Genomic DNA, 17,871 nt, shown 5'->3' on the forward strand with positions numbered 1-17,871 from the left:
ACCCACCGCCACGGGCTGGTTGCGTGATGTGGCCGCACCTACCCCGGGAGGCTGCTCATGGCAGCGCACCAGCTCACCCTGTCTGTACCCACCACACCAACTGCGGTCACCGACGCCCGGCACCAGGCGATGACCGCGATAACAAGCTGGGAGGCGGAGCTGGACGACGAGCTGATGCACACCGTCGAGCTGCTGATCAGTGAGCTGGTCACCAACGCGGTCTGCCACGCCGGCCCCGGCCAGATCTCGATGACCGTGCGGCTCGTCGAAGGCGTCCTGCGCGTCGAGGTCTGCGACTCCAGCCCCGCGCTGCCCCAGCTCAGTTTCCCGGACGAGTGCAGCGAGAACGGCCGGGGTCTGTTCCTCGTCGCAGCTCTGGCCGACCGGTACGGCGCCGAGCCGACGCCCACGGGCAAACGGTGCTGGGCCGAGATCGACCTGTCCACCGGCTCGAACCAGAAAGACGCCATCTCCCTTCCCCTGCAGAGGAGTTGACCTTGACAACCACCGCCTCCACCCCGACCCGGGCCGCAGAGGTGATCGCTGTACGCCCCGGACCTCCGCTCGCCGGCACCGTCACCGTCGACGGCTCCAAGAACGCCGCCCTGCCGTTGCTGGCCGCCGTGGCAGCGCTCGGTCGCCCGGTGCGGCTGACCAACGTCCCGGCCAACACAGACGTGCAGATCATGCTCGCGCTGCTGCAGCAGGCAGGTTGGCACGTGGCGCAGCCTGTAGGCGAGCCGACCGCTGCGGTGATCCTGCCGACCGAGAGTCGACGCACGCACGCCGAGCTTCCCCAAGCCGCCCACATCCGTGCCTCCTACTACCTGGTGCCTGCCCTACTCGCCCGCCACGGGGAGGCCCGGTTGCCATGGCCGGGAGGCTGTCGAATCGGCGCACGTGGGATGGACCTGCACTTCACGGTGTACGAGGCGTTCGGCGACCGAACAGCAGTCGACGAGTCCGGCTACCGCGTCGAAGCTGTCACGCCGCGCACCGGCACCGTTTCACTGGTGTTGCCGTTCCGCTCGCGCGGGGCGACCGTGGCCGCCGTACTCCGGGCAGTCACGACCAGCCGCCCGTTACGGCTGGGCTCGCCCAACCTCTCCCCGGAGATCCTGTGCGTGCTCGACGCCCTGGAGACAGTGGGCTGGGAGACCCGGACGAGCGAGCACCTCCTCACCCTCACGCCACCGTCCTCAGCCCTGATCGACGGCATCGCCTGGGAAGTTCCCGGCGACAAGATCGAGGCAGGCACACTGGCGTGCGCGATCGCGGCAACCCGCGGTACAGCCCGCATCGAGGGCGTGCACGGCAGGGACGTAAACCCGCTCATCGCTGCCCTGCGACGGCTGGGCATCCCTGCCGGCGCCGACGCCGGCATTCTCTCCGTCCGTGCCCGAGACGCGCGACCGACGAGTCGTGGTCTGCGGGCCATCGCGTCCCTCAGCCCCGGCGGGCTGGACGCCGACTTCGAACCACCCCTGATGGCACTCGCCCTCAGCCTTCCCGGCACCCACCTGTTCGCCGACGCCATAAACCCCGGCCGCCACAGCAACCTGCTGCCCCAACTTGCCCGCCTCGGAGCCGACTTCGAGGAGCTCTCCCCCACCGAGTGCCGCCTGACCGGACCCCAACAGCTCACTGGGACAGGCGTGGAGGCCACCGACATCCGTACCGGCTCCGCTCTCATGGTCGCCGGCCTCACCGCCCAAGGCGTCACCACCGTCGGCGGCCTCGACCAGCTCCGCCGCGGTCACGCCGACCTGCCCGGCAAGCTACGCGCCCTCGGTGCCGACATCTGCGAGGTCACCCCATGACCCGTCATCGCACCGTGCGACAGATCGTGGCCACCACGGACGTGCACTCCTCCTTCGCCAACGCCGCCCCCTTCCTGACTCACCTCCATGCGCTCCGCCCCACGTCACTCGTCGTGGACTGCGGAGACTTCTTCGAGGGCAGCGGCTACTACCGCCTCGCCCACGGCACCGTCGAACGCGACATCCTGCTCAAGCTCTACGACGTACTCGCACCCGGCAACCACGGCTGGCCCCACCACTTCGAACCCGACCTGCACCGACTCACCGTCTGCGCCAACGCCGTCGACACCACAGGCCAAGCGCTCTTCCGCCGCCTGCACACCACCCGCATCGCAGGACGACACATCGCGATCACGGCCGTGATCGGGCAGCAGGCGTTCAACGCCATCCCTGCCGAGCATCGAGCCGATCACCGCGTGACCGAACCCGTCCAAGCCCTGCGCGAGGTGATGCTCACCCACCACCACGAGGTCGACGACTGGATCCTGCTCAGCCACTCCGGCTTCGACGAGGACCTCAAGCTGGCAGCCGCCTGCCCCTTCCTCGACGTGGTCTTCGCCGGGCACTGCCACAGCAACCAGTACGGCCCTGTCCGCGTCGCCGACACCCTCATCGTCAAGGGCCGGGAACTCGCCGACGGGTACGCCATCGCCACACCCGTCGGACAAGGCTGGGACGCCGGCACCACTCGCTTCCCGGACCGGGCTCCGGCCCGTATCCCGGCCGAACTAGCGCCGCTGGAAGCAAAGATCGGCGGACTCAGGCAGCAACTGACCGCCGTCCTCGGACCCGTGACCAAGGCATATCGGCACCGGACTCCCGATCGCCACGACCTGCTCGTCGGCCTCGCAGCACGCCTGCGCACAGGACTCGGCATCGACGCGGTCATCCTCAACGAAACGGTGCTGCGTCCCGCCCCGCTCGGCGACACCTTCACCCTGGGCGACCTGCTCGCTATCGAGCCCTTCGACAACCAACTGGTCCACGTGAACATCCCGGAGGACTTCCGCAAGAACCTTGATGGCCTGCTGGCCCATCTCACCGAACAGGCTGGCCCGCTCGTCACCGCACCGGATCCCCTGCCGGACGGCATCACCAGCGTATTGACCACCGACTACCTCGCCGGCACCTGCCTCGCAGGCCGCGCCCACGCCGCAGGGCTGCTGCTCAGCCAAGCCGTCAAGCACGTCCTCACCGCGCCGGCCCAGGGAGGCACTCGATGATTCTCACGGGCCCCGAGATCACCGCAGCCGCCCAGGACGGCCGCCTTCACATCGCCCCCTTCGTCCCCGACCAGGTCAACCCGAACAGCTACAACGTCCGCCTCGGCCCCACTCTGCTCACCTACACCGCCGACGTCCTGGACGCCCATCAGCCCAACCCCACCCGTGAGTTAACGATCGGCCCGGACGGATACGTCCTCCAGCCCGGCGAGTTGTACCTGGGTCACACCCTCGAAGAGGTCGGCTCCGACACGATCGTCCCGCTGCTGTTCGGCCGTTCCTCGGTCGGGCGACTCGGCCTGTTCGTCGAGATCACCGCCCCCATCGGAGACATCGGCTTCCACGGCCAGTGGACCCTGATGCTCACACCGATCCGCCCCCTGCGCATCTATGCGGGCATGAGGATCGGACAGATCATGTTCTTCGCTTCCGTCGGCCCGATCGCCCTGTACCGCGGCAAGTACCAGGCGGCGGCCGGGCCACAGCCCTCCGGCTACTGGCGCGACGTGACAAAACTTCGGACGGTGGCCTCGTGATCCTCACCGGACCCGGCATCGCCGCCGCCCGAGCCGCGGGCGAGATCACCATCGAGCCGTACGACCCAGCCCGCCTCTCCCCCAACGCCTACGACTGGCGCCTCGGCGACACCCTGCGCATCTGCGACGCCAACCTGGACGCGGCGACCCCCACCCCGTATTCCGAGACCACAATCCCCACGTCCGGGCTGGTACTTCAACCCGGAGTGCTCTACCTCGGCGTCACCCACGAACGAACCGGATCAGAGACGTACGCCCAGTTCCTCAACGGCGACCGCACCATCGGCGCGCTCGGCATCTGGGTCCACGTCTCCGCCCCACTCGGCCACCAAGGCCACGCCATCCACTGGACCTTGGAGATCCGCGCCGCCAGACCCGTCCGGGTCCGTCCCCGGATGACCTTCGGCAAGCTCGTCTTCCTCCACTGCCTCGGCACACCGGCCAGCTACCAACTGCACGGCCTCAAATACACCGCGACCGCAGGCATCGACATCTCCCGCCTCTACGAAGAGCTCGCCGGAGGTACGACATGAGCCCGCTGATCGCGACCGCCCTCGACCTGCCCTTCGGCAGCGCCGGCGGAAGTGTCGAGCTCTTCCTCGACCTCTATACCGGCGAGAACCCTCTCATCCCTGCCCGCGCTTTCATGCTCGCCCCGCAACCTCGTCCGCCACGTCTGCCTGCGGGACTGGAGTTGCTGGACGTGCCGGGCAAGTGCCTGTCCGGGCCGCCGTTCGCCCTGTACGTCAACGCACTGCGCAGGGCTTTGTCCCAGCTCATCGACCCGGCGGACATCGATGTGCTCCACCTCCAGCACCTCACCTTCGGCGGCACACCGGCCCTGATCCGCGCGCTGCCCACCCGCCCACGCATCGCACTCGTCCACGGCACCGACCTGCTCTTCGCCGAAGCCCGCAACGACCAACTCCGAGTCCTGCGAGAGAGCACCCGCGCCGCCGACGCCATCGTCGTCCCCACCGGCGCCATGGCTGATCGACTGCTGAAGCTCGTACCGACCACCAATCGCCGGAAGATCACGAACATTCCGTGGGGCATCCCCGACCACCTGCTGACCAACCCGCCACCCCGTCCCGGGCGACGTCCAGCCGGACATTTACGGCTGCTCTACGCCGGACGCCTCACCTCCGAAAAGGGCATGGAGACCCTCCTGCGCGCATTGCCCGCGATCGAGGCAGTCGAACTGAGCATCGCCGCACCGCCCCACCAGTTCCGCACCTTGACCCCGCTCCTGCGCCTGCTCAAGGTCCACGTCCGATATCTCGGCTGGCTGAACCGCCCCCAACTGTGGAACACCTTCGCCGACCACGACGCCCTCGTCATGCCGTCGACCACGCTCGAAGCCATGGGGCTCGTCGCCCTCGAAGCCCAAGCCTGCGGACTGCCGGTCATCTACCAGCCCGTCCCCGGACTGAGCGACGTCCTTGCCGTGAGTGGCCACAGCACCGACTTCACCAACCCGGCGGTCCTTGCTCATGACCTCACCCGGCTCCGCACCACACCTGGCCTGCTCCCGGCACTCCAGGCCGCAGGCCGCGCGAACGCGGCTCGCTTTCCCCTCACCGCTACTGCAGCCGCCCTCACCGACCTGGGCAAACAGCTCATCTGACTTGCTCGCGCCGCAGTCAGATCCGTACCGGCGCCTTACTACGCTGGCCCACGGGACATCACACGGCCCACGATCGATCGGGAGACCATGGCGCTCGACCTCGACACTGACCGCATCCACCAGCTCCTCCATGACGGGGTCCGCGACAGGGTCTACCCCGGTGCTGTCTGGGCGATGGGCAACAGCCTCGGGATCCTGGCCAGCGGCACCGCAGGCGTCCTGGATCCCGAACGACCCAGCGAGCCGATGCTGCACGACACGGTCTTCGACGTCGCCAGCCTCACCAAGATCCTCGCTGTGTGGTCGACCATCGGCTGTCTCGTCGAGGACGGAAAGCTCCAACTCGACACGCCGCTGGGCGACTTCTGGTCCGAGGTGAGTGGACGCCCTCTGGGGCAGGTGACCGCACGCCACCTGCTCACCCACACCGCCGGCGCGCCTCTCCGGGCCAACCTCAGGAACCTCTACGGCACCGATCCCCAGGACGTCCGCGATGGCGTCCTGCGCGAAGCCCTGCACCGGCCGCCCGGCGAGGCCGTTGAGTACACCGACCGCGCCGCCCTCATCCTGAGCTATCTCGCCGAGTACCTCGCCGGCCAGAACCTCGACGTACTCGCAGCCGACCGCGTGTGGCAACCCCTTGGCATGGCGGAGACCCGCTTCGGGCCGTTGCCGGCTGGTGTCGCTGCCCGCTGTGCACCAACCGAACTCGACGACAACACGAAAACCCATCTCAAGGGGTCTGCACACGACTTCTCCGCACGCTTGCTGGGCGGAGTGTGCGGTATCGCGGGCACGTTCTCCGTCCTCGACGACCTTGCCGCATTCTTGCGCTACCTCTTGGCCCCGGCCCGAGTGAGCCAGTCACCCGGATTCGGGCCGGACTGGGTCAAGGAATCCCTGCGGCTCCACACAGGTGAACTCACCCCGCCCCGTGGCCTGTTCTGGCACCCGGCCCCGGGCACCACAGCCCAGACCGACGACGTCTGGGTCCACTACGGCTTCACGGGAACAGGCATGTGGATCTCCCCTGGCAAGGACCGTTGGGCAGCTCTACTCACCAACAAGCTCTACTTCACCCGTGACCGCGAGCCACTCACACAGGTACGCAATGCATTCCGCTCACATGTCTTCACCTGAGCCGGGCCCTTTAGAAGTCATCTCATTTGGTGAGTCTGCGGTAGCAGATCAAGGTGCAGGCGATGCTGGTGAAAGCGAGGAAGTGATCGGCTTTGCGTTCGTAGCGGCGGTGCAGGCGTCGGCATCCGGCGAGCCAGGACATGGTGCGTTCGATGGTCCAACGGTGGCGGCCGAGTCGCTGCGAGGTCTCGATGCCCTTGCGGGCGATGCGGTGCCGGATACTCCGGCTGGATAACCAACGTCGCAGGTGGTTGTAGTCGTAGCCCTTGTCGGCGTGGAGTTTGTGGGGCCTGCGCCGTCGGCGTCCTCGGCGGGAGCGGATCGGCGGTATGCCTTTCACCAGGGGGATCAGTGCCTGGCTGTCGTGCGTGTTGGCGCCCGAAATGCCGATGGACAGGGGCAGGCCGGTCCGCTCGGTGATCAAGTGGATCTTTGACCCGTACTTACCCCGGTCTACAGGATTCGGGCCCGTCAGCTCCCCCTTTTCAAGGCCCGCATGTTCACCGAGTCGATCGCGCAGCGGGACCAGTCCAACTCGCCGCGGGAGCCGCGCTCGTCGAGGACCAGGCGGTGGAGCTTGGCCCACACCCGGGCCTTCGTCCACTCGGAGAAGCGTCGGTGAGCCGTCGCGCCTGACGGCCCGAACGACGCAGTCGGCAACTGCTGCCACGTGCAGCCGGAGGTCGCCACGAAGACGATTGCGGCCAGTACTTCCCGGTCGCCGTGCCGACGCCGGCCACCGCCCTGAGGCCGCGACGGCGCCTCCGGAACCACCCGCTGGAACAGTTCCCACAACTCGTCCGGCACCAGCCGCTCAACGATCGTTGCCACGACTGGCAGCTTACTCAGCCAAATGAGATGACTTCTTAGGACGCCTTCTGTGTGGAACTACTTCCGCCGTTGCTGCCGGTGCCACCGCCACCGCCCGAGGTTCCACCCGTGTACTCCGGGCACTGCGGATTGATGAGGCTCGGGCACGCGACCGCCGGCTTCACGGCCTCATGGGGCCGGCCGTTGCCGGGTGTTCCGTCAGGGCGGGTCGGGCAGGCGGGTTCACCCGGCTTGCCGCAGAGCAGGCCCATGCCGCTCGGGTCCGCGTGGCTCACGGGGTTCTGTGAGCCGTAGGTGTAGGCGTTGAGGGGCTGCGGGATATCGACCTGGAGAAGCGGGTCGACGCTGATGAACTGGCCGACGGCCGGGTCGTATTCGTGTGCGCCGATGTGGGTGAGGCCGGTGTCGGTGTCGGCGGTCTTGCCGAGGAATGCCTTGTCGTCGGGCCAAGTCGTCGTGCCGCTGCCCCTGTTGGTGCCGAACGGGGGGGCAGGTAGCGCTTGGTCAGCGACTGAGTGTCAGCGATGATCGCCACCGTGTCGGTGTTGTGCTGGTCACCCGCGAGGTAGGTGGTCTTCTCCGTGCCGGACTGGTTGCTTCGCAATGCGACGGTGGAACCGGCGTGCGTGTAATAGCGGTTGGCCCACTTCTTGCCCGCCTGGAGGTGCACCTCAGTGGCGCCCAGGTACAGGACCGTCTCCCCGTTGGCGGCGGCGTTCCGGCGGATGCGCAGGGCACCGTCGGCCACGTAGACGTAGTCCGTGGCGCGCGCCGCACCGGTCGGGTCTTTGGTCAGGCGGGAGAGTTTGCCCTCCCTGTCCCACTGGAGATCCTGTGCAGTGCTGCCGTCTGGGCGCTTGGTCGTGTTGCCGCTCGCGCCGTACGTGTACTGGGCAGTGGCGCCGGTGCAGGAACCGGTAGTTGTGGCGAGGAGGGTGTGGGGCTGGGTGTGGATCCGCCCTTGGAGCAGTAGTTCGTGGTGGTCGAGCCGCTGATGGCGTGGGCGGTCTCGGTCGCCCGCCAGCCCGCGGTGTCGTAGGTGTAACTCGTGCAGTAGGGAGCGGCGGCGCCGAGGTTGCACATCCCCGACCTGCGTACCAGCCGTATCCCGGCCCAGCTTGAAGCGGGCACCCGGTGATCCCTGGCCCGCACCGAACCAAGGGCGGCGCCTCCAGCTCGTCGCCGAGTTGCCCGCCCTGCCCGGACCGTTCGGTGCCTGGACCGACAACGACGACCAGGAGCACGAGGAACCGAAGACCGGCCCGGACGGCGCGGAGCCGTGGTGCTGACCAGAGCCGATGGCCGCGGGAGGAACGAACCTTCAGTGGCCAGGGCCGTGCGCCGATCGTTCGGGGTGAAGGGACTTCCGTGTACGAGATGCGACTTGTAGTCGTCTCGGCACCATGTGGACACCACACGCCGCTGGTCAACCGGTTACGGGCCGTAGATTCTTCATGAGCAGGCCGAGGGTGAACTCGAAGCGGTCGGGGCCGGTACCGGAGATCAACTCGGCGGCATGGCGTCGGGTCTGCGGGAATTCCTCGGCCGGCAATCCCGTGAAGAGGTCCAGCAACTCCTCGTGGCTGAGCACCCATTCCGGGTCCTGGTGCCGGCGCCGTTGCCGGACCAGCGACTGTTCCAGGGCGTAGGCGCTGACGTAGAGGGACAGCGCGTCGCGGGCCCATCCGGCCGTCCTCGGTTCGATGCCGCCCGCGAGCAGGATCGCCAGGATTCCTTCGCCGACCCGCAGCGTTTCCAGGCTGGTCGGCACCATGGCCAGCGCGGCGCGCGAGACTCCGGGGTATTTCAGGTACAGGTCGCGGATCTGTGTGTACACCCCGAGCAGTTGGTCGCGCCAGGCGGCCGGGTCCGGTTCGGGGAGCGTGACCTCGGCGTAGAGCCTGCCGATCAGCAGGTCGTCGATGTCGTCCTTGTTGACGATGTGCGCGTACAGCGACGACGGACCGGTGCCGAGCACGGCGGCGACCCGGCGGATGGTCAGCGCGTCGTACCCCTCGGTGGCGACGACTTCCAGGGCGGCGTCGGTGATCCGCTCGACGGTGATCGGCTTCTTGCGGGCCGCGCGGCGTTGGCGGGGATCGCGGGGATCGGCTGACATGCCGACCACCTTACCTTGACACGAACTTAGTTCGTTCAGTAGAACTTAGATCGTCAGAACGAACTACGTTCGTCAGTAAGGGCGAACCTGGTTCGTGGCGGGTCGAATTTCCGGAGGTGTGTGATGCGAGTTTCCGTAGTCGGAGCCGGTCTAGGAGGTCTCGCTCTCGCGCAGGGTCTGCGCGGTGCCGGGATCGAGGCCGACGTGTTCGAGCGCGACCCGGGGATCATCGCCCGGTTCCAGGGCTACCGGCTCATGCTGAACCCGGTCGGTTTCCAGGCGGTGCGCGACTGCCTGCCGACGCGCTGGCACCCGCTGCTGGACGAGATCGTCATAGACGCCTCCGCCGAGCAGCTGATCCTGGACCCGCTGCTGAACGAGATCGGCAGGCTCGGCTCGGGCCGCACCGGCATCGTGGTCGACCGGCAGGTGCTGCGCCACCTGCTCCTGACGGGCCTCACCGTGCACACCGATGCCGCGCTGACCGGCTACGACGTGCTGGCCGACGGCACTGTCCGAGCCCGGTTCGCCCACCGCGACCCGGCCACCGCCGACCTGCTCGTCGGCGCGGACGGCGTCACCTCCGCGGTTCGCGGGGTGCTGTCGCCGCGGACCACTCCGACCGACACCGGCGTCCGGTTCGTCATCGGCCGCACCCCGCTGACCGACGAGTTCGCCGGCCTGTCCAAGGCGTACGGCTCGAAGATCGCGGGCGACGGCGTCAGCCTCCTGCTCGGCGCGATGCGCTTCCGTACCCCTCCGAAGCAGGCCGCCGAGCGACTGGCCCCCGACGTCACGCTGCCCGACATCGGCGACTACGTGCGCTGGGCCATGATCCTGCCGTCGGACGGCTCGCTGGAGGAGCCGACCGCGCAGGACGCCGTGCTGTCCAGGATGGACGGCTGGCACCCGGAGCTGCGCGCGCTGATCGAGCAGGCCGACCCGGACAACAGCACGCTGCTGTCCATCCGCGTGGTCAAGCCCGCTGAGCGCTGGGCGTCCGGCCCGGTCACGCTGCTCGGCGACGCGATCCACGCCACCTCCCCGACCGGCGGTAACGGCGCCAACACCGCGCTGCGCGATGCCGACCTGCTGCGCCGCTGCCTGATCGAGGTCGAGGAGGGCCGCCAGGATCTGCTCGGCGCGGTCGGTGACTACGAGCGGCAGATGTTCGAGTACGGCGCCGAGGCCGTGCGCAGCAGTCTCGAAAAGCTGCCCGCGTTCGCCCCCGAAGCGAAACTGCTCTGAGGCCGAAGCTCATCTTGTGCGAACGACCGGACCCGCCGCTCGTGGACATACTGATCCCCGCCACTGGTTGGAGCGCAAGAACGAAGGCCTCCTCGTCGGCGACGTGCAGCAGGACGGGCCTTGACCCGGGATCGTGGACACCGGTTGTCATGCGGCGGTGGTCAGCGTGACTGATCGTTGTTCGAAGGAGTTCGGGCTGATCCGGCCGATGCTGGAGTGTCTACTTCTGGTGTTGTAGCGGGTGGCCCATCGGAAGACCGCGAGGCGGGCTGCGCGGGCTCCTGGCCAGTGTTTCCATCCTTGGACCGTCTCGCGTTTCATGGTCGCGTTGAACGACTCGGCCGCGGCGTTGTCCGCGCTCGTGCCCACCGCGCCACGCGATCTGATCACGCCGAGGTCGGTGCAGACCTGGGCGAACTCCTTCGAGGAGTACTGGGCGAGTTCAACGAGTCGTTGCAACACCGGGCTGTTGCAGCGAGCGCATCTGCTCTTCGAAGACCTCGGCGGGTGTCCGCCGGCCGAGGGTCTTGCGGGGCCGGTTGTTGACCGCCATGGCGACGGCTTCAAGGTCCGTGGACGACCACCGGGAGAGCTCGGTGCCCTTCGCGGTGAAGTCGCGCCGCAGCAGGTCGGGAACCGGTGTCGCCGACGGCTCGGGGACGGTGGTGCGGGCCTTCTTGCGCAGGTGGAAGCCGACGACGTCCCGCGCACGCATGACCCGGGCTACGCGTTTGTGGTTGACCTGTACTCCAGTGTCGCGAGGCTCGGCGGTGACCCGCGGGGCGCCGTAAGTCCCGTCGGACTCGACGTGGACGGCGGTGATCCGCTCGGCGAGGTCGGTATCCGCCCGGACACGTTCGGCCCGCGCGTCCGCGCCGGCCAGCCACCGGTAGAACCCGGACCGCGAGAGATACAGCATCCGGCACAGCCGCTTGACGCCGAAGGCGCCACGATGATCGTCAACGAACTGGAAGCGGCTGCTCACCAGCTGGTCTCCGCCGCAGAATACTTCGCGGCCCTCCGCAGGATCTCCCGCTCGGGCGCGAGTTCCTTCACTCGCGCCCGCAGCTGCCGGTTCTCCTTCTCGATCGCGTTGGCCTCGCCGGTGCCGGGCCGGGCGGCCTGCTCGGCGTCCCGCACCCAGGTGCGGAGCGTCTCGTGGTTGACGCCCAGGTCCTTGGCCACCGAGGCGTAGGTGCCACCGGGCGTGGCCGGTACAGCGCGACGGCATCGGCCCGGAATTCAGGCGAGTACTTCGACGTCCCCGACGGGAACTCCTGTCCTTCGGATCTTCTCGATCCAATGATCAGGGTGTCCACGATCAAGGGTGAAGTCCCAGGGACGAGACAGTCTGGCAACTGCCTCACTGCGCATGTGCCCGTCCTGCGCCGGAGCCACAAAGCCACCACACAGTGCGCTCCTGACCTCCGCGTCGAACAGCGGACACCACACGAGAGGAACGACTGGTTCCGTCTATCCGTAGTATCTCTACAGCACAACAATCTGCGGCGGTGCCAGCGTCCGCAGCCAAGACAGCACAAAGGGAGTACTTCCCGGTTCGAGGCCGTGAGCCTGGAACGCTGCCGCACACCAGAGAAAGGCCAGCATCATGTCGGAGAGCACGACTGCCACCACGGGCCTGACATCCCAATACATCGCCCAAGTGGCCGGAGACCTCGAAAGCAATCTCAAGGAGCAGGAACGCATCGGCGCGGAAATCGCCGCCCTGCAAAAGCAGTTGGCTGCCCTGCAGCAGGACCACAGTGTGCTGGTGAACATGCAGCAGGCGCTCGGCGTTACGCATGAACCGGAAGAACCGTCGGCCACATCCGAGAGCGCTACGGTTCCCTCTCCCCAGCAAAAGGCAGCAGCCGCGTCCCCCAAGAAGCGACGGGCACGGAAATCCGCAGCCTCTCAGGGCAGCACGTCGGCCGAGGAGCCGGCTGCGCACAAGCCCACGTCCAAGGCCGTCACCACGAAGGCACAGCCCACCCTGGTGGAACTCATCCGGCGTCACCTCGCCGAGCAGAGCGAGCCACGCTCCGCCGCGGAGATCTCCACCGCACTCAGCGAGGCCCATCCCGAGCGAGGCATCAAGACCAAAGTCGTGCGCGTCACCATCGAGGGCCTCGTGGCCAGGAGCCAGGCCCAGCGCGCCAAGCAAGGCGCCTCCGTCTTCTACACTGCGCCCGACAAGACCGCGGCAGTGGTCACGCCCACGACCGAGGAACAGCCCGCAGCCACCGACCACTGAAGCCACGGGGCATCGACTGCGCACCATCCCCTTCGTACGGCCAAGCGCAAGCCTCGATCGCCGGGTGGAGTTCGGCGAGGATCAACGCCGCACGCTTCGGTACTCAGGTGTCATTCCTCCATGCCGTCCGACACCCGTCGATCTCCTCCTGGAGCCGAAGGAGCGCCTGCTCGTCGAACCCCTCGTTCATCCGCAGGAGGATCACAAACCGCGTGGCCGCCTCGTCCAGGCGACTGACGAGGTCTGTCTCCATGTGTGCCTCCGTCTCGGGCAGTTCGCGGCGCGGTGGGAACCGGTGCCGGCCGACAGTCGACCGGGCCCGCATCGTGCCGGACGTGGCCTCGGTCTTTCGGGATGCAGCTTCCTGACCAGCGACGCCCGGCAGGGTCAGAAGCCGCGGATGGCTGCCATCACGCGCGGCCAGGCAACCGCTCCCAGCGCCGCGCCGGCCTCCGGGGTGCCACCGTGGTCAAAGCGAGTGGATGGAGGCGGCGCCACCTCTGCCGGGAAGATGATGCGGTGGCCTGCGTCTATCCGGGTGATCACCATCGCGTCCCGCCCGGACGCCGTGCGCCGGTCAGCGAGTTCCTGGACGAACCGCAAGGACGGCCACATCCTGTCCGCGCCCCCCGCGATCAGCACCAGATCGGCGTCGGCCTTCTCAATCGGGATAGCTGCGGCGTCGAGGCGGTCCTCGCCTGCTGTGAGACTGGATTCATACCAGTCGAGCACAGCAACCCGTCCCTCTGAAGGCTCCGCCGGGACCCAGGAATCGACATAGGGGACGAAGGGCAGGGGCCGCCCCTGCCAAGTCCAACTTGATCGATACGGGCGATCCCGCCCGTCGAGTCCAGGGCCGACGTTGGCCCAGACAACCGACGAGGGAGCCAGCGCGATCACAGCATCCGCGCAGTCCGAGAGCGTGGACACCAGCAACGCCGCCTCGGCGCTCTTCGAAAGCCCCAGGATGCTGACCCGTTCAGCACCACGCTCACGCAGCAGCTCTGTCGCCTCAACAAGAATCTCCAGCGGAACCTCGCAGATGCCCGGCGGCTGCCCGGGCCCGCCGAACCACCGAACCGTCGCCGCGGTCACACCGGCACGGGCGAAGAGCCGACACCGTTCACGCTCGATCCGGCCGCTCGATCCAGACAGCACAAGGACACCCGCATTGCTGCCACCCACGAGCGGCTCAGCGATGAAACCCGTCCAGGGCGCGGTCAGTTCGAACTCAACGATCTCGACGGCCATGCCGGCAACCTAGCCGAGGCCACGACGAGAGGATCAGCAACCCCAAGCGCATGGCGGGAACTTGAAAGACAGGAACTCATCCACCGCAACGGTGCCGGTGGCCACCGTGAAGTGCCCTGCCTTCGTGGAGATCCGCAGAACCCGGTGAGCGGCCTGGGCCGGGGCCAGCAGTGTCTTCGCCTCCCCGGTCTCGTAGTTGGGGGTGGTACCGACCTCGCCTTCGGCTATCCTCCGAAGGATTCTCCAGGGCTGTGCAGGGCCCGCCGGAGCTGGCTTCGACCCAGAAGCCGGGCAGCAACTCGCCGGGTGGAGTCCCGTGTTCTCCTCCCCGTCCTCCGATCGTGCGCGCCGGCTGTCCCGGATTCTCGAAGGAGCATGAATTGCGCGTGAATGTGCGTATTCGACGGCGCCCGCGCCTGACAGGGTTTCACGCAGTAGCAACACTTGCGGTGTCCGCGGCCCTCGTCGTGCCCCTCGCTGCGACCCCGTCGAGTGCGAACACGGTCCGCGAGAGTGCGGCCGTCGGCCCGCGGACGCTCGCGGCGGTCCGACAGGACGGCACTGCGCAGACACGCGCTCACCTGCGGGAGTTGGCGCGGAAGTTGGTGGAGGAAGGGGTCCCTGGGGTGATCGTGCGGGTGGACGACGGTCACGGCAGGCCCATCGAGATCTCCGAGCAGGCCGCCTGGACGACGAAGGACCATCGGCTCACAGCGGACGACGAGGTGCGAGAAGCGTCCAACACCAAGACGGTGATGGCCACCCTCGTCCTGCAACTGGTCGCTGAACACAGACTCGCCCTCACCGACCCGGTCGACAAGTGGCTGCCCGGCCAGGTGCGCAACGGCAGAGCGATCACCCTGCGCATGCTGCTCAACCACACCAGTGGGTTGTTCGACTACACCGAGGACCCCGCCCTCGCACCGGCCCTTACCGGCCGGGACTCCCACGTATGGACGTCGACGGAAATCCTCCGCCTGGTGAGCAGACACCCGGCACTGTTCCAGCCCGGCACCGAATGGTCGTACAGCAACACCAACTACATCGCGATCGGCGCCGTCCTGGAGAAGGCCACCGGTAAGAACCTCGCAACGCTGGTGCGCGACCGGATCGCCCGACCCCTGGCGCTCCGGCACACCTTCTACGCCACCGGATCCGCCTGGCACGACCGGCACGCGCACGGCTACGAACCCGACGCCGCCCACATGCCACCGGACGTCCCCGACGAGTTCCGGACCTACGCCGGACCGCGGCACGACGACCACGTGGACGTCACCGGCGACTACGTCACGGCCGACGGAGCGGATGCCGCGATCGTGTCCACCGCCGGTGACTGGTCCCGCTTCTACAGCGCGTTGATGTCGGGCCGCCTGCTGCCCGCCGCCCAACTGGCCCAGATGCGCACCACCGTGCCCGAGGACGGTCCCGGGGACCCGGACGGACTCGGCTACGGGTTGGGCATCGAGACGGCGAAGACCGACTGCGGCACCGTCTGGGACCACGTCGGCATCGTCCCGGGCTACGCGACCTACAACGTCACCGACTCCACCGGCCACCGCACGGCCGCCTTCTTCTTTGCCACGTCCACTCTCACCAAACAGGCGCACCAGACCGGCGCAGCCCTGATGGACGAAGTCAACTGCGCCATCTTCGACTGACCAGCGCGTCTCTGCGGGAGCCGCCTCCGGATAACGACGTGAAACGCTTGACTCAGCTGTTTCAACTTGGGTGATTGGGCCGCGAGTTGGCGTGGCGGTGGTGTCCGTGAACAGGTGAAGCTCCTGACAGACGGGCTGTCGACCAAGGTCAACCTGTCCTCCTGGATGTGGTCACCAGCGGCGGACAGATCGTGCTGACGTCTGCGGGCCTGCGTGGTCCGGGGACCCAGGCGTTTGAGGCCTTGTGCGTGATTGACCGTGAGCAAGGCGGCGCCGATGCCCTCGCAGCCGACGGCATCGGGTTCTTGTCGTTGCTGACGGCCGGAGATTTGCGGCCAGCTGCCACCTGCCCGGCGGGCGGTCCAGTCCGGGGCGTGGATCTCGGTGATGGCAAGGCGGGCTGCTGCTCGATCCGAGAAAGGGGGCGCTGCGGCCTCGTTGGAGTTGCGCGCCGCCTTCCAGGACCCGACAGCGGTCACAGCCAAGGCCGCGATCGTGTCGATGGTGGTCATGAAGCAAGACGGTATCCGTACCCCGAGCATGCAGCTGGCTCCTCGCGGCGCCAGCTGCGCGCCGGGCCCTGTTGTCGGCGTACACCCGTCTCTGTTCAGGACGGTGCAACCGAAGGTGCTCAGCTCCGTGGTGCGGGATGAAGGTGCTCGGTGTTATCGGGAGGCGATACGGGCGGGGTAACAGCCGACTGGGCCCCCAGGCACCTGGCTGGCCACTGCGCTCCCGTCACGGCCGCACTCGCCCGCGTCCTCGACCATCCTCCCGTGCCCGCGCCATACCGTCGCAGCGGCAGGACGGCGGGCCTGGCTTCGTCAGCCAAGAAGACAGGCTCTGGATTGCCATGGCGTGCGACGCGGTGGGCATGTGCGTGTGTACCTGCCTGGACACTTCGACGTGTACGCCGACACCCGTGGCCGTTGCCGTCGCCTGCGACGAAGAAGTGCCGTCGTTCACCCCGCAGAAGGCAGGCGCACCCTGTGGACATGAGCGGAAACAGACCCGCAGGTCCGCCACCGGGACCGACGTCGGATCACACGCCGTCCCCCGCCGTCCGTGCCTCATCCCTCCGAGGACGGATCACTCACGCCGCGGTCGCCCTGGGTGGACTGCTGATGGGACTCCTCATCGGTATCGTCGGGTCTGGAGGGGGCAAGGAATCACCTTCCGCAACGGTGACCGCCACCGCGACGGGCGCAGACGTACAGGCGGGTGCCGCTTCCCCCAGCGCCACTGCCGGGCCGCAGCAGGAGGCCGCGCCCAAGGGAGGGATTCCCGGCGATGGAACCTTCCTGGTGGGCAAAGACATCCAGGCCGGTACTTACCGCAGCGAGGGCAAGAACACGTACGGCTGCTACTGGGCACGCTTGAGCGACACGACCGGCGAGAGCAGCGCCATCATCGCCAACGGCAGCGCCCAGGGCCCGGCCATCGTCAAGATCGCAGCAGGTGACAAGGCGTTCCAGACCACCGACTGCAAGCCCTGGAAGAAGATCGGCTAATCACCAGCCAACGGAGCTCCGGCCACCGGGGTCAGCGGCGGCCGGTGGCCAGGATGACGAGGAACTGGCCGCCGCCCGGCTCGATATCGGCGGTCACCGGCAGCCCCGGTACCAGACGGGAGAACCGGTCCACCAGCCAATCCGCCGCCTCTTGGGCGTCCCGCCTGGTCGGACAACGGCCCACCATCTCGCGGCCCCCCTTGCGCTCCAGCCTCCCCGCGACGGTGATCAGCGGCGCGGGTTCGACCACGTACAGACCGTCCGGCCAGGCGATGACCACCTTGACCGCGCCCTTACGGGTGTTGCACCCACGGTGCGCGAGCCGCTCGGCGACCTTGGCCTTCCGGTCGGCGGTCCGGCTGTCGACGCTGGGCCCCCGCGGGTCGTTCACCGACTCGCCGGGGTCGACCGGTTCGTCACACACCCAGCAGCGCCAGCCATCGCGCTCGGCCACATCATCAAGGAGACTCACCCGAGCAAACTAGCCTGCCCGGCGACCACTCCGCACACCAGGTGCTCAAGGAACAGGACGGCCTGTCACACCCGGCACCGGCACCACGCCCAGATTCCCCGACTGCCCGCTCCACGACGGCGGCAGCCAGGCCGGCTATTGAACTGACGGCCCGGCCACACGGGTTCGGCGGCCTTCACCC

19 protein-coding genes and 3 pseudogenes are annotated in these 17,871 nt (G+C 67.9%); 12 read left to right on the forward strand and 10 right to left on the reverse strand.

Annotation, left to right across the window (positions count from 1 at the left end):
- Nucleotides 1–57 precede the first annotated feature (57 nt).
- The 7 genes from OG226_RS01660 (at nucleotide 58) to OG226_RS01690 (ending at nucleotide 6,346) form a co-directional block, all read left to right on the forward strand.
- A complete protein-coding gene (locus OG226_RS01660) occupies nucleotides 58–495 on the forward strand; it encodes an ATP-binding protein (RefSeq protein ID WP_329347475.1) in 438 nt (145 codons plus the stop codon).
- 41 nt (nucleotides 496–536) lie between these two features.
- Nucleotides 537–1,820: a UDP-N-acetylglucosamine 1-carboxyvinyltransferase gene (locus tag OG226_RS01665; protein WP_329353289.1), complete on the forward strand. Its 1,284-nt coding sequence runs from the start codon at nucleotides 537–539 to the stop codon at nucleotides 1,818–1,820.
- Nucleotides 1,817–3,043, forward strand: a complete 1,227-nt coding sequence (locus OG226_RS01670; RefSeq protein ID WP_329347476.1) for a bifunctional metallophosphatase/5'-nucleotidase — start codon at nucleotides 1,817–1,819, stop codon at nucleotides 3,041–3,043. The genes OG226_RS01665 and OG226_RS01670 overlap by 4 nt, the downstream gene beginning before the upstream one ends.
- On the forward strand, nucleotides 3,040–3,579 hold the full coding sequence (gene dcd, locus OG226_RS01675) for a dCTP deaminase (protein ID WP_329347477.1): 540 nt from the start codon (nucleotides 3,040–3,042) through the stop codon (nucleotides 3,577–3,579). The genes OG226_RS01670 and dcd overlap by 4 nt, the downstream gene beginning before the upstream one ends.
- Nucleotides 3,576–4,112: a dCTP deaminase gene (locus OG226_RS01680; RefSeq protein WP_329347479.1), complete on the forward strand. Its 537-nt coding sequence runs from the start codon at nucleotides 3,576–3,578 to the stop codon at nucleotides 4,110–4,112. The genes dcd and OG226_RS01680 overlap by 4 nt, the downstream gene beginning before the upstream one ends.
- Complete coding sequence (locus tag OG226_RS01685) at nucleotides 4,109–5,206, forward strand: glycosyltransferase family 4 protein (RefSeq protein WP_329347481.1); 1,098 nt, start codon at nucleotides 4,109–4,111, stop codon at nucleotides 5,204–5,206. Before OG226_RS01680 ends, OG226_RS01685 begins: the two co-directional genes overlap by 4 nt.
- Nucleotides 5,207–5,293: 87 nt before the next feature.
- Nucleotides 5,294–6,346, forward strand: a complete 1,053-nt coding sequence (locus tag OG226_RS01690) for a serine hydrolase domain-containing protein (RefSeq protein ID WP_329347482.1) — start codon at nucleotides 5,294–5,296, stop codon at nucleotides 6,344–6,346.
- A gap of 22 nt (nucleotides 6,347–6,368) precedes the next feature.
- Here OG226_RS01690 and OG226_RS01695 read toward each other — a convergent pair.
- Together OG226_RS01695 and OG226_RS01700 are read right to left on the reverse strand one after the other, a co-directional pair.
- Nucleotides 6,369–7,168 (reverse strand): IS5 family transposase gene (locus tag OG226_RS01695; protein WP_329353290.1). Its coding sequence is split into 2 segments (ribosomal slippage): nucleotides 6,369–6,830 and nucleotides 6,833–7,168, totalling 798 coding nucleotides; the frame shifts between segments, so codons are not numbered across the junction.
- Nucleotides 7,169–7,212: 44 nt separating this feature from the next.
- Nucleotides 7,213–7,602: pseudogene (locus OG226_RS01700) on the reverse strand (RHS repeat-associated core domain-containing protein); the annotation flags it as partial.
- A 693-nt stretch (nucleotides 7,603–8,295) separates the two neighbouring features.
- Here OG226_RS01700 and OG226_RS01705 point away from each other — a divergent pair.
- Complete coding sequence (locus tag OG226_RS01705) at nucleotides 8,296–8,466, forward strand: hypothetical protein (protein WP_329347484.1); 171 nt, start codon at nucleotides 8,296–8,298, stop codon at nucleotides 8,464–8,466.
- Nucleotides 8,467–8,603: 137 nt separating this feature from the next.
- On the opposite strand, the gene OG226_RS01710 is transcribed toward OG226_RS01705, so the two are convergent.
- Entirely contained in the window at nucleotides 8,604–9,296 is a 693-nt protein-coding gene (locus OG226_RS01710; RefSeq protein ID WP_329347485.1) for a TetR/AcrR family transcriptional regulator, read from the reverse strand.
- A 123-nt stretch (nucleotides 9,297–9,419) separates the two neighbouring features.
- On the opposite strand from OG226_RS01710, the gene OG226_RS01715 reads away from it, so the two are divergent.
- The gene (locus tag OG226_RS01715) at nucleotides 9,420–10,544 is read left to right on the forward strand and encodes an FAD-dependent oxidoreductase (protein WP_329347486.1); all 1,125 of its coding nucleotides are present in this window, start codon (nucleotides 9,420–9,422) and stop codon (nucleotides 10,542–10,544) included.
- A gap of 147 nt (nucleotides 10,545–10,691) precedes the next feature.
- Here the strand turns inward: OG226_RS01715 and OG226_RS01720 are convergent, their stop codons facing one another.
- The 4 genes and pseudogenes from OG226_RS01720 to OG226_RS51460 form a co-directional block, all read right to left on the reverse strand.
- Nucleotides 10,692–11,003 carry an integrase core domain-containing protein gene (locus OG226_RS01720; RefSeq protein ID WP_443066849.1) on the reverse strand — a complete coding sequence of 104 codons (312 nt, stop codon included), beginning with the start codon at nucleotides 11,001–11,003 and terminating at the stop codon, nucleotides 10,692–10,694.
- Nucleotides 10,987–11,154: pseudogene (locus OG226_RS01725) on the reverse strand (IS30 family transposase); the annotation flags it as partial. The gene OG226_RS01720 and the pseudogene OG226_RS01725, both read right to left, overlap by 17 nt.
- Before the next feature lie 126 nt (nucleotides 11,155–11,280).
- Nucleotides 11,281–11,463: pseudogene (locus tag OG226_RS51455) on the reverse strand (IS3 family transposase); the annotation flags it as partial.
- Between the two features lie 62 nt (nucleotides 11,464–11,525).
- Complete coding sequence (locus OG226_RS51460) at nucleotides 11,526–11,729, reverse strand: transposase (protein WP_443066850.1); 204 nt, start codon at nucleotides 11,727–11,729, stop codon at nucleotides 11,526–11,528.
- Nucleotides 11,730–12,153: 424 nt separating this feature from the next.
- Between OG226_RS51460 and OG226_RS01735 the strand changes: the two genes are divergently transcribed.
- On the forward strand, nucleotides 12,154–12,798 hold the full coding sequence (locus OG226_RS01735; RefSeq protein WP_329347488.1) for a hypothetical protein: 645 nt from the start codon (nucleotides 12,154–12,156) through the stop codon (nucleotides 12,796–12,798).
- A gap of 103 nt (nucleotides 12,799–12,901) precedes the next feature.
- Here OG226_RS01735 and OG226_RS01740 read toward each other — a convergent pair whose 3' ends face one another.
- Nucleotides 12,902–13,051, reverse strand: coding sequence for a hypothetical protein (locus OG226_RS01740; protein WP_329347490.1), 150 nt, complete (start codon nucleotides 13,049–13,051; stop codon nucleotides 12,902–12,904).
- Between the two features lie 134 nt (nucleotides 13,052–13,185).
- Complete coding sequence (locus OG226_RS01745) at nucleotides 13,186–14,049, reverse strand: acyl-CoA thioester hydrolase/BAAT C-terminal domain-containing protein (protein ID WP_329347492.1); 864 nt, start codon at nucleotides 14,047–14,049, stop codon at nucleotides 13,186–13,188.
- 449 nt (nucleotides 14,050–14,498) lie between these two features.
- On the opposite strand from OG226_RS01745, the gene OG226_RS01750 reads away from it, so the two are divergent.
- Together OG226_RS01750 and OG226_RS01755 are read left to right on the forward strand one after the other, a co-directional pair.
- Nucleotides 14,499–15,707: a serine hydrolase domain-containing protein gene (locus OG226_RS01750; protein WP_329347493.1), complete on the forward strand. Its 1,209-nt coding sequence runs from the start codon at nucleotides 14,499–14,501 to the stop codon at nucleotides 15,705–15,707.
- A gap of 1,184 nt (nucleotides 15,708–16,891) precedes the next feature.
- The gene (locus OG226_RS01755) at nucleotides 16,892–17,218 is read left to right on the forward strand and encodes a hypothetical protein (RefSeq protein WP_329347494.1); all 327 of its coding nucleotides are present in this window, start codon (nucleotides 16,892–16,894) and stop codon (nucleotides 17,216–17,218) included.
- A gap of 31 nt (nucleotides 17,219–17,249) precedes the next feature.
- Here the strand turns inward: OG226_RS01755 and OG226_RS01760 are convergent, their stop codons facing one another.
- Complete coding sequence (locus OG226_RS01760; protein WP_329347495.1) at nucleotides 17,250–17,690, reverse strand: hypothetical protein; 441 nt, start codon at nucleotides 17,688–17,690, stop codon at nucleotides 17,250–17,252.
- Nucleotides 17,691–17,871: the final 181 nt, after the last annotated feature.

Source organism: Streptomyces sp. NBC_01261 (genome assembly GCF_036226385.1).
Classification (GTDB): domain Bacteria; phylum Actinomycetota; class Actinomycetes; order Streptomycetales; family Streptomycetaceae; genus Streptomyces.